At 68.3% G+C, this 10,332-nt stretch carries 11 protein-coding genes and 1 pseudogene; 4 read left to right on the top strand and 8 right to left on the bottom strand.

Translation table 11 applies throughout. From position 1 onward, the window contains the following. A partial coding sequence (locus ABZ573_RS32350) for a 3'-5' exonuclease (protein ID WP_358122891.1) occupies positions 1–504 on the top strand: 504 nt, incomplete at its 5' end. A 293-nt stretch (positions 505–797) separates the two neighbouring features. Here the strand turns inward: ABZ573_RS32350 and ABZ573_RS32345 are convergent. After that, positions 798–1,529, bottom strand: coding sequence for a class I SAM-dependent methyltransferase (locus ABZ573_RS32345; RefSeq protein ID WP_358122889.1), 732 nt, complete (start codon positions 1,527–1,529; stop codon positions 798–800). Positions 1,530–1,700: 171 nt separating this feature from the next. Between ABZ573_RS32345 and ABZ573_RS32340 the strand changes: the two genes are divergently transcribed. Next, complete coding sequence (locus ABZ573_RS32340) at positions 1,701–2,216, top strand: hypothetical protein (protein WP_358122887.1); 516 nt, start codon at positions 1,701–1,703, stop codon at positions 2,214–2,216. Positions 2,217–2,301: 85 nt separating this feature from the next. Here the strand turns inward: ABZ573_RS32340 and ABZ573_RS32335 are convergent, their stop codons facing one another. After that, the gene (locus tag ABZ573_RS32335) at positions 2,302–2,646 is read right to left on the bottom strand and encodes an SUKH-4 family immunity protein (RefSeq protein WP_358122885.1); all 345 of its coding nucleotides are present in this window, start codon (positions 2,644–2,646) and stop codon (positions 2,302–2,304) included. Between the two features lie 17 nt (positions 2,647–2,663). Between ABZ573_RS32335 and ligA the strand changes: the two genes are divergently transcribed. Beyond that, on the top strand, positions 2,664–4,658 hold the full coding sequence (ligA, locus tag ABZ573_RS32330) for an NAD-dependent DNA ligase LigA (protein ID WP_151454209.1): 1,995 nt from the start codon (positions 2,664–2,666) through the stop codon (positions 4,656–4,658). Positions 4,659–4,892: 234 nt separating this feature from the next. On the opposite strand, the gene ABZ573_RS32325 is transcribed toward ligA, so the two are convergent. Next, positions 4,893–6,188: an MFS transporter gene (locus ABZ573_RS32325; RefSeq protein ID WP_151454210.1), complete on the bottom strand. Its 1,296-nt coding sequence runs from the start codon at positions 6,186–6,188 to the stop codon at positions 4,893–4,895. Positions 6,189–6,462: 274 nt separating this feature from the next. On the opposite strand from ABZ573_RS32325, the gene ABZ573_RS32320 reads away from it, so the two are divergent. Continuing rightward, positions 6,463–7,500 (top strand): methyltransferase domain-containing protein, encoded by a 1,038-nt coding sequence (locus ABZ573_RS32320; protein ID WP_358122882.1) that lies wholly within the window; start codon positions 6,463–6,465, stop codon positions 7,498–7,500. A 150-nt stretch (positions 7,501–7,650) separates the two neighbouring features. On the opposite strand, the gene ABZ573_RS32315 is transcribed toward ABZ573_RS32320, so the two are convergent. The 5 genes and pseudogenes from ABZ573_RS32315 to ABZ573_RS32295 all read right to left on the bottom strand — a co-directional run. After that, complete coding sequence (locus ABZ573_RS32315) at positions 7,651–8,202, bottom strand: NUDIX domain-containing protein (protein ID WP_151457644.1); 552 nt, start codon at positions 8,200–8,202, stop codon at positions 7,651–7,653. Between the two features lie 54 nt (positions 8,203–8,256). Next, the gene (locus tag ABZ573_RS32310; protein ID WP_151457643.1) at positions 8,257–8,892 is read right to left on the bottom strand and encodes a nucleotidyltransferase family protein; all 636 of its coding nucleotides are present in this window, start codon (positions 8,890–8,892) and stop codon (positions 8,257–8,259) included. Next, on the bottom strand, positions 8,889–9,212 hold the full coding sequence (locus ABZ573_RS32305; RefSeq protein ID WP_151457642.1) for a hypothetical protein: 324 nt from the start codon (positions 9,210–9,212) through the stop codon (positions 8,889–8,891). The genes ABZ573_RS32310 and ABZ573_RS32305 overlap by 4 nt, the downstream gene beginning before the upstream one ends. A gap of 129 nt (positions 9,213–9,341) precedes the next feature. Then, positions 9,342–9,962, bottom strand: a complete 621-nt coding sequence (locus ABZ573_RS32300) for an AAA family ATPase (protein WP_151457641.1) — start codon at positions 9,960–9,962, stop codon at positions 9,342–9,344. Between the two features lie 11 nt (positions 9,963–9,973). Further along, positions 9,974–10,234, bottom strand: a pseudogene (locus ABZ573_RS32295) (ABC transporter ATP-binding protein); the annotation flags it as partial. Between the last annotated feature and the right edge of the window lie 98 nt (positions 10,235–10,332).

Below are 10,332 nucleotides of genomic sequence, written 5' to 3'. Positions count from 1 at the left end.
CTCGGTCAGGCGTTCACGTCACTGGTCAACCCGGGACGGCCGATACCTCAGCGGCCCTGGCTCTCACCGGGACTGACCAACGCCGTGCTCGCCGAGGCACCGCCGCTTGAGCAGATCGCGCCGAGACTGATCGAGCTGGTCGAGGGCCGGTGGGTGGTGGGCCACAACATCAACGTGGACTGGCGGCTGCTGAGCAGGTACCTGCCCTCGCTTCGCCCAGCGGGCCTGCTCGACACGCTGCTGCTGGCGCGGGCGCTGAACTTCTCCGAGTGTTCTCTGTCGACGCTGGTGGACAGCCTGCGGCTACACAAGACGATGCAGGCGGCGGCCGGAGGCAGCCGGCCACACCGCGCTTACTGGGACACCGTCGCGACCGCCCACCTGCTACCGGAGCTGATCTCCCGGCGGTGGCCGGCGAAGCCGCCGACTTTCGAGAGCCTTCGACTTGCGGCCGGCGTTGCACTCCCTACGGGGACAGCCGACCAACCTGACCTGTTCGGCTAACCCACGCCCGAACCACCCCGTATGTCCCGCCTGCTCACCGCTGCGCTGAGCACCAGGTGGTGTCGGCGTACGGGTCAACGTGTCCAACCGGCTACAGCCGAACGTGCACAGGTCCGTCACGACGTTCAACGGTTCGGATCCCGGAGGACCAGTGCCCTCTGCCCTCGATCTGGCCATCGACTTCAACGACTACCGCTGCCCGAGTCGGGCCCAGATCGCGATTACTGAGGGTGACTGTCGTGGCGTCTGAGCCGCCGCGCGGATCGCGGCATGTGCGGATGTTGCCGGTGCGGTCAGTGGTCTTCGGCGTAGTGGGAATGCACGGCGGGTTGTCCGGTGTAGTTGGCGCCAGCGCGGTCGTCAGCACCGAGGTAGCTGTATGGGAGGCGGACCTCACGGCGGCCGGTGCAGCTGATCCGGCGGTGCCGGGGGTCGTAGGAGAATCCTTCGGCACGGAGTCGGGCGGTGAGGCGCTGCCCAGCGGGTCGCCCGTCAGGAAGCCGGATGCTGGACAGGTCCAGGTCGGCCACGAGCCGGCCGGTGGGAGTCAGCCAACCGGCCGCCCGGGTCAGGACTGCGAGCTTGTCTCCGACGTAGTGCAGTCCGTGCAGACAGGTGATCAACTCGAACGTCCGCGTTGGTGCCCAGTTGGCGACGGACCCGCAGATCAGCTCCAGATTCGAGGGCGGTGACGGTAGGGGATCGAAGGCGTCGACAAGGTCGACCCCGACGAGGAGTGTCCGCTCGGTCAGTCCCGCCATGCGCAGTTCCCCGGCAGCCTGGATCAGCGCCCGACCGGTGCCACAGCACAGATCCAACCAGCCAGCGGCTGCCGAAGGCTCGGCCCGACCGGCGCCGACCAGGCCGGCGGCGAGAACCTCAAGAGGATTGAACCCCAGTTCCCGGGTGTAACTGTTGACTCCGGACAGCTGCCGCTCGCGGTTCATGGCACAGTTGGCCACCACCGCCGACTGTTCCAAGGCGTCGTTGTCAAGCAGTTCGAGATCGGCGCGCTGGTCAGACACGGCACCATCGTCCCAGAGACAGCAAACTGTACCTTGACCAGCGGCAGGTCCGGATACGCCTAAGCGGTGCCCGTTCCGGCCCTCGGCGGAAGGAGGACGCTTCGTGTTGTGCGCATGCGCCTGTCAACCTGATCCAGCGGACGTTGGGTTCCGGGTCGGGAGGGCTGAACTGTGGGTATCGCGTGGCGTGATTCGCCCGAAGAACTGGTCGTGCTGTTACGCCGACACGGCCTGACTCCGGACCAGGTAGACAACGTCGAGGCGGCGTGGAAGGCGTTCCGCGAGTTTCTTACCCGGCCGGTTGACGGCCTGGAGCCAGGGCCGGACAGCGACGCCGACGGCTTCATCGTTCAGTGGGGCCGGTACAGCTGGCACGATCTGCTCCCCAGCCTGAGCTTCACTCGTCAGCTCGCCGTCGACGTGCGAGAAGCCTGGACCGAGACCGACTGGTACCAGCCAGAATACTGGCAGGTGAGCCTGGACCTGGTGTTCCCTGACGCACCCGTGCTTGCCGATCTCGACCGGCTCAACGTGCAGAACACCGGGTTCGACTTCAGTCCACCCGGCCCCGAACGAGACCGTGCGATCGGTGAAGCGGCGTGGGAAGTACAGCACTACCCCACACTGCAAGCTTTGTGGGCAAGTACCCCCTTGCGCAGCGCCGTCACGCTGTGCCGCGCGGACTGATCACCCGAGCGCCGCAGCCAAACTCCGCCGAGCCGATCACCACTGGTCGTGCTCTGTCTGCGGCAGAAGAGGATGTCTGCATCGATCAGTAGAGCCACCGGTCGAGCACTGCGGGCCAGAAGTGGGTTGCATGATCGCCGTCCCCGAACGCGGGCGGGTCAAAAGCCATGATCCGCTCCAACAGGTCGGCGAGCTCCGCGAGTGCTTTCTCTTCGGCCTGTCCGTCTTCGTCCCAGCGGCCGATGACGGTTGAGCTGGTCAGCCAGCTACCAACCATGTGCAGCGAACACAGCCAGTGGTTGATCGTTGGGTTGACGAACCAGGTGCTGCCGTCCGACGACCATGCCTGCACCTCACCGGTCCCCGGCGCGGCACTGTACACCCAGTCCAGGTCGTCGGGGTCTGCGAGCGGTGGAGTGTGGGTGGGCACGGGTAGCGTTGTGCGCTGTGAACGCTCGAGAGCGGATCCAGGAACTCGCCGACCAAATCGTGGTGCTGCGTGATGCGTACTACCGGGGTTCGCCGCTGGTGGCGGATGCCGAATACGACGCGATCGAGGACGAGTTTCGGGGGCTGGTCGACGCGCACCCGGAGTGGGTGCCCGACCCGAACCCGCTGGAGCAGGTGGGCGCGCCCGCGGTGCTGCACACACCGATCCGACACTCGCGGCCGATGCTGTCGCTCGAGAAGGCGACCCGGCCCGAGCAGGTCGCGGCGTTCTTCGCCCGCTTCCCGGGCCAGCCGGTAGTGGTCATGCCGAAACTGGACGGGCTGTCACTGGCCCTGGTTTACGAGAACGGGCAGCTGGCTCGGGCGATCACCCGAGGGGACGGGACGACGGGCGATGACGTGACCGTCCTGGTACGGGCGCTGGTCGACGGGGTGCCGGAGCAGCTCGTCGTGCCGGGCCGGGTTGAGGTGCGCGGCGAGGCGGTGATGCTGCGCTCCACGTTCGCCGCCTACAACACCGCACACCCGGACCGGCCGCTGATCAACCCGCGCAACGCCGCCGCGGGCACCCTGCGCGCGAAGGACCCGGTCGTGGTGGCCGAGCGACGGTTGCGGTTCTTGGCCTTCGACCTGGACACCTCTGATCCCGGTGGTGTCCGGACGGATCTGGAAGACGGGCTGCGGACCCTGGGGTTCACCGTCGCCGACATGAGGCACTGCACCACCGCCGACGCGGCGCAGGCGGTGATCGCAGCGATCGAGGAGCGGCGCAACGACCTTGACTACGATCTGGACGGCGCCGTGTTGAGGCTGGCCAACCGCGACGCCTACGTGGCCGCCGGTACCCGGTCCAACTCGCCTCGTGGTGCGTTGGCGTTCAAGTTCGCCGCTGAGGAGAAGACCACCGTGCTGTCCGGTGTGGTCTGGGACGTCGGCAAAACCGGCAAGATCGCCCCGGTCGCCCAGCTAGAGCCGGTATTCGTCGGTGGAACGACGGTCACCCGTGCGACACTGGCCAACCAGGAAGTGATCCGCGCACGCGGGATCAAGATCGGGGACACGGTGCTGGTACGCCGCGCCGGCGACGTGATCCCGTTCGTCGCAGGCGTGCTCGACGAGTCCAAACGCACGGGCGCGGAACGGGAGATCGTGCCACCCACCGCGTGCCCGTCCTGTCAACACCCACTGACCGAGCAGGGCGGCAGCCGCGAACTGTTCTGCACCAACGTCGGCTGCCCGGCGCAGACCGTACGGCGGCTAATCCATTGGGCGTCACGGGCAGCGGCGGACATCGAGGCCGTCGGCCCGGTGTGGATTGAACGGCTCGCCGAGGCCGGTGCCGTCGAGCACCCGTCGGACTTCTACACTCTGACCAAGGAAAGACTGCTGGAGTTCGACCGCATCGGCGAGGTCTCCGCCACCCGCATGATCGACTCGATCGATGCCAGCCGCCGGGTGGGGCTGCGCAGGGCACTGATCGGGCTCGCCATCCCCATGGCCTCCGAAGGCACCGCCACACGGCTGTGCCGTGCCGGGTTCGGCTCACTCGAAGAGGTCGCCGACGCGGGCGAGGAACGACTCGTGGTCATCGACGACATCGGCCCGAAGGTTGCCGCGTCCCTGATCGAACATCTCACCCGACTGAGGCCCGAACTGATGCGGCTGCGGCAGCATGGGGTCTCCCTGGACGTTCGCGACGAGGACCTCCCACCCGTCATCGCCTCCGACGCCCCACTAGCCGGCAAAACGGTGGTGATCACCGGCACGATCAGCGACCCCCGCTCCGGCGAGAAGGTCCCCCGCCCCACCTTCCAACGTCTCTGCGAGAAGGGCGGCGCCACCACCGCGTCCTCGGTCTCGGCGAACACCGACCTCCTCATCACGGGCGCCGACGTCGGCGCCAGCAAACTCACCAAAGCTGAGAAAAACGGCGTCCAGATCATCGACCAGAGCGAGATCTGGCAACAACTGATCACAGCCGGCATCGCCTGAAACAGCCCCGCAAGGACCAGCCGCGATCCTCACCCAACGACGTGCCTGAACCGACCTCCAACGTCGAGCCAAACGGGAGCAACCCTGGCCGGAGCGCGACCGAGGTTGCGCATCCGCACCTCCGTCACGCACCGTGACGCCCGGTCGGCGGCAGAAGAGTGAGCCGCAGTACCTGGCGGCGGCTGATCCTGCTCTCCGAACTGAAGGCGCGGCCGGCCGGCCTTGAGGACTGGGTCAGGCGCGGGTGGCTGGTTCGGTGGGCTTCGTGGTAGGGCCGTCGCTCGGTTCACCGTCGGCTGGCTCGGTCTGTGCTGCGTCGGCAGCGCGGGCGGGGGCTACCGCCTGCAGCCGGCGGACGTCCCGGCTGGCCAGCATGCCGAGGACGGCGAGCACCACCAATGTCGCCAGGATCAGCAGCGTGTCGCGGGTGCCGATTGCCACGGCGACCGGTCCGACCGCGATCTGGCCGAATGGGATGGCGACCCATGACCCCAACATGTCATAGGAATAGACGCGGGCCAGTCGGTCGGCCGGGATGTGCTGCGCCATCGACGTGTCCCAGGCCACCGCGAACTGCTCGACGGCAATGCCGACCGCCACTGCGGCCGTCAACAGCACGACGATGGTGGGCGCCAGGGCCAGCCCCAACAGCAGGAACGACTCGGCGAACATGCAGGCCACCCCGAGCAACAGCAGCCGGCGCACCCGGATCCGCAGGGCGATCAACCCGCCCACGACCATTCCGGCGGTTTCCGCCGCCAACACCAGTCCCCAGGCGCTACGGCCGATCGTCTCGTCCGCGACGGCCGGGCCGAGCACGTTCACGCCGCCAGCGAGGGCCGCGTTGAGGACCATGAAGCCGAGCACCACCACCCAGACCCAGGTCCGCGCGGTGAATTCCGTCCAGCCCTCCCGGAGGTCGGCAACGATACTCGTGCGGGTGCTCTTCGCCGGCGAGGCAGCGACCCGGACTCCGGCAAACGCGACAGCCGCGATAGCGAAGGTGAGCGCGTCGATGGCGAGGCCCCACCCCGGCCCGACGGCGGCCACCAGGAGACCGCCGAGCGCAGCGCCGCCGATCATGCCCGCGTTGATGCCGAGCCGGATGAGCGCGTTGGCCGGCTGGATCAACTCCGGCGGCACGGTCTGCGGCGTCGCGGCGGCCGAGGCTGGCTGGGACAGCGCGCTCACGATGCCGTTGGCCGCACCGAGCGCCAGCAGCAGCGGGATCGTCGCCGTGCCGGTGAGCACCAAGGCGGCCACCACCGCCTGGGTCAGCGCACTCAGCACATTGGAGCCGACCAGCACCAGCCGACGCGGAATCCGGTCAGCTATCACCCCACCGAAGAGCACGAACAGCACGGTCATCAGCGACCGCGCGCCGACCACCATGCCCAGGTCGCGCACCGAGCCGGTCATATCAAGCACGGCGAAGGCCAACGCGATGGGAGCGACACCATTGCCCAACATGTTGACCAGCCGGCCAGCAGCCAGGTATCGGAACGCGCCATACCGCAGCGGAGCCAGCATCAGCCCTCCATCCAAAACAGGCAGCATCAACGTGGAGCGGTTCGAGGGCACCAAGCCGTTCGCCCCCACGATGCCCTCCGCCGGAGTGCCCGAGGCCGCAGGGTAGAAGGCGGCTCACGCACGGGTGCAGGGAACACTCGTAATGATCGACTCTCAGCGCGACTCGATCGAGCCATTTTGGATGGTGCGGCAGAGAACCACGGATGGGCTGCGGATCGAGCTCCATCCCTCATGAGACCGCCCACGCTTCACCGGCATCCGCGGGAGGAGTCCTGTGACGGCTACCGACCCGCTGCTCGCCAGCGTCCCCGAGCAGTTCTATGTCCACAACCCGGACCGTGGTGAAACCCTGCACCGCTCCGCGACCGAGGCCATCCAGCGTGACGTGACCGCCCTGCATGTGTGCGAAGGCGACCACGTGCTGGAGATCGGCACCGGCACCGGTTACTCCGGAGCGCTACTCGCCGCCCGAGCCGGCGCGACCGGACGCGTGACGAGCATCGACATCAGCGGCCACCTCGTCGATTGGGCGGACCGCCTGCACCGCCAACGCGGCGTCACCACCATTACCTGCCATACCGCCGACGGCATGAACGGTTACCCGCCACACGCTCCCTACCAGCGCATCGCCGCCTGGTGCACACCCCCACGGCTACCCCGGGCGTGGGTGGATCAACTCGCCCCAGACGGACGGATCGTGGCCTGCCTGCCCATCGCCGCGCAGCCGTCCACCACCCTGGTCACCACCATCGCGCTGACCGCAGGACAACCGCACGTCGAGATAGTCACCTTCGGCGGCTACGCCCAAAGCACCGCCACCGCCGTCGTCGACGCCCTGACCCTGCCCGGACGCTGGGTGGACCACCACACCGACCGCCCCGATCCGGCATGGATATCCATCGGCTGGCGCGTCCAGGACGACCCGCAACACACCGGCGCCCGCACCGCGCTCAACCTACTGCGCAACCCCGGTCACACCGAGACCTACCACCGCGCACCTCTGGACTGGCCGTCATGGACGGCCTACTCCGTCGTCGCTGGCGGATCTCACCGCAGCATCGCCGCCCTGGACGACGGCAAGCGCGGCATCGGGCACACCACCGCGACCACCGCAGCCGTCATCCTGACCGACGGCACCATCCTCGCCGACAGCACACGCTCACCGTCCCTGACCGCGCTGCGGTCGTGGCTGCACCGATGGGAGCGAGCAGGCCGACCCGACGCCGGCTGGTTCCGCCCCCATCTCGTTCCCAACGACGGGGAGGACCTGCCTGGCTGGGACCTACGAGTTACCGCTGGCGTCACCCTGTGACGCTCGCGGTCACCACGTCTGGTGGGACTCGCCCCCGCTGACGCGACGAGCGAAAGGTGTCAGCCCGACGTCGTACCGGTAAGAGCCGCAGCATGCAGGTCCACCGGCGGTTCGGTTCGATCAGACACCGCCCGGGACCGGCCGGAGAGATTACGCCGATGTCCTCAACGACCGCGCGATGCGGTGGCCTACGAGCCGCTCGGCCTCGCCCAGTGGATACCAAGCGGCGCCTGCCACCTCCGACTCTTGGATCGATCCCACATCAGCGCAAGCCGTGGTGAAGCAGTACCCGAAGTCGAGATGGAAGTGTTCCGGTTCGCCTTTGTCGGGGCGGGCCGGCACTTTCCCGTACTCGACGTAGGCGGGCACATGTGAGGTCGAGGCGACATCGCTGGCATCAACACCGGTTTCCTCCGCCAGTTCCCGCATCGCCGCATCGATCAGCGAGGTGTCGGTCGGCTCCAGGTGTCCTCCAGGCTGCAGCAGGATTCCATAGGCAAGGTGATCGACAAGCAGCACCTCGGCTCCGCCGCGCACCAGGAGCGCGCCTACGGTGACGTGCATCGGAAGGTGGGTCCGCGAGGTGACGTCCGCCCCTTCATGCAGCAGTTGCAGCGGCACCGACAGCGACGCGGCTTCGTGAGGGTAGGACCCGAGGTAGGCCGTCAAGACCTGCAAGATGTCCTTGTTGTCGATCGTCATGACGTCGCCTCCGTCGCAGTTTGAGTAGGGTGGTTCGGTAGCGTTGGCCCCCGGTCACCGGCCTTCCCTGCCTGCGGGTGGACTGGTGATGACGCGGACTCTCGGCCACCGCCGCGCTGGCTGAAGCCGGGCAAGCCGCTCGAGGGAGGCCTGTTCGCTGACTCGGGTGGGGTTGCGCCGCCACACGCCGTCGAGGAGATCATCGAGGCCATGCGGCGCGCACAGCGCGAGGTGGTTGTCGGGGTCGAGGTGGATCGCGACGGCGGTGGCGTACTCGGGCCAGGTCGCGACCGCCTCGGCGATGCTGCGAAACGGCGTGACCGGCGGTCCGCCGAATCGTCGCGGGTACCAGGTGTGTACGGCGGCCTGGTTCTTCGCCTCCCATGGCAGGCCCGGCTCGGCTGTGGCCAGCCGGGCGGTGGCCCGGTCGTCGTTGTCCCGGCTCAGGTCGGCGGGGTCGAAGAACGCCACGTCGACATCCCGCACCGCGCGCAGGTCGAACCCGTTTCCGTAGCGGCGTCCCCAGACCAGGTCGCGTAGGACACCGGCGCCGATCCGCGCGTTGGGCAGCCCCGAGTCCCGCACCACGGTCAGCGCCCGCATCAGCGGCAGGTCGGCCCTGATCAGCTCCCGCAACTCGTCGCCGCGCTCGATGTCTGGGTTCGCCCGGCCGGCGGGCAGCGCCGTCATAGCCGCTCCGCCCCGTCGAGGTGGTTGTGGTGCAGTCGCTGGGCGAGGTAGTCGCCCAGCGACGTCGCGTAGGGCACGTCCGGATCACCGGTCGTGCCGGCCGGAACGTAGTGGGTGCGCCGGAACGCGTCGACGAACGTGGCTGGGGGCGCTCCGGCACGAAGTGCGGTGGTGATCGCGCAGGACAGGGCGTCGGTGAGCCCGGCCAGGGTGGAGTTGTGCGTGCCGGCCCGCAGGTCGACGTGACCGAGCTCGCCGTTCGAGGTGGCGGTGGTGGCCAGCCGTCCCGGAACACCATCGATCACGAACGTGCTGGTCACCTCGGTTGTCCCTTGAGGCGTCGGTGGCGTGTCTCTCATCAATGTGGTCTTTCTTCTCTGGGTACGCCTTGAGTGCTTTGCGGTGGACACGGGCGGGTCTGAGCTGCGGGTTCCGGTCCGGAGGCGGCGTCACGGAGCCTCCGTCGCGGCGGCCGTCTGGTCGGCCTTGCGGGCGCAGTGCGGGCATCGCCGGGGGCAGGGCGTCTGCGATGCGACCGTGGTGAGACCGCTGGCGTGCAGGATCGTGGTGACCGTCTGTTCGAAGGTGCTGGTCTCGCCGATGACGGTCTCCCCGGGGATGTCGAGCAGGTCGCGGTGGGTGTACCAGGTGCGCATCTCGTCGGGGGTGACGGGGATCGGCACGTCGCGGCTGAGGTGGCGGCGGACGGTCTCGTCGAAGGACACGTCCAGGTAGAACACGGCAACCGGGCCGGGGTGGTCGTCGATGAGCTGGTGCAGCACGGCCGCGTAGCGTTCGGTGTGCAGGATGCCTTCGAGAATGACGTGGTAGCCCAGGTCGAGGGCAGTGCGCGCAGTCGCGGTGATGAACGCCGGGGCAACCGGGTCGATGCCGGCGCTGTCGTGTTCCCGGAGCACGGTCCTGCGCAGGTAGTCCTGCTCCAGTAGGGCCGCACCGCGTCCGAAACGGCGGCGTACCTCGCGGGCGGTCGTGGTCTTCCCGCTGCCGGAGTTCCCTCGAATGATCACCAACGTGGGCGGCGAGGGCTTCGTGGGGCTGGCCGTTGTCATAGCGTGCTCCGTCAGGCGGTCGCGGTCTGCCGGGCCACCACCGCGGCGGGCCCGGTGGTGTCGTAGCCGGCGGCTTGCAGGGTGAACATCTCCGCGTACCGCCCGTCGGCGTTCATGAGCTGGTCGTGGGTGCCGGTTTCGACGAGTCGGCCGTGGTGCAGGACGTAGATGCGGTCGGCGTGGCGGACGTTGGCCAGCCGGTGGGTGATCAGGATGGTGATGCCGTGCCCCTGCCGGTCTCAGATGGCCTGGAACAGGGCGTCCTCGGCGCGGGAGGTGTCCCTATGGGTTTCGTCAAGCGGGGACCGGGCTGGTGGGGCGTGGCTGGTAGGGGATCTTGTCGCGGAGCATGGCGTATAGGACGTCGCAG

Origin of the sequence: Micromonospora sp. NPDC007220 (assembly GCF_040634035.1) — a bacterium.
Taxonomy (GTDB): Bacteria; Actinomycetota; Actinomycetes; order Mycobacteriales; family Micromonosporaceae; genus Micromonospora; species Micromonospora reichwaldensis.
This window is presented reverse-complemented; position numbering and strand designations above follow the sequence as displayed.

Coding starts and splice junctions, on each gene's coding strand:
- ABZ573_RS32300 (WP_151457641.1), bottom strand. CDS start 9,962: ATGACAACGGCCAGCCCCACGAAGCCCTCGCCGCCCACGTTGGTGATC.
- ABZ573_RS32325 (WP_151454210.1), bottom strand. CDS start 6,188: ATGCTGGCTCCGCTGCGGTATGGCGCGTTCCGATACCTGGCTGCTGGC.
- ABZ573_RS32310 (WP_151457643.1), bottom strand. CDS start 8,892: ATGACGGCGCTGCCCGCCGGCCGGGCGAACCCAGACATCGAGCGCGGC.
- ABZ573_RS32315 (WP_151457644.1), bottom strand. CDS start 8,202: ATGACGATCGACAACAAGGACATCTTGCAGGTCTTGACGGCCTACCTC.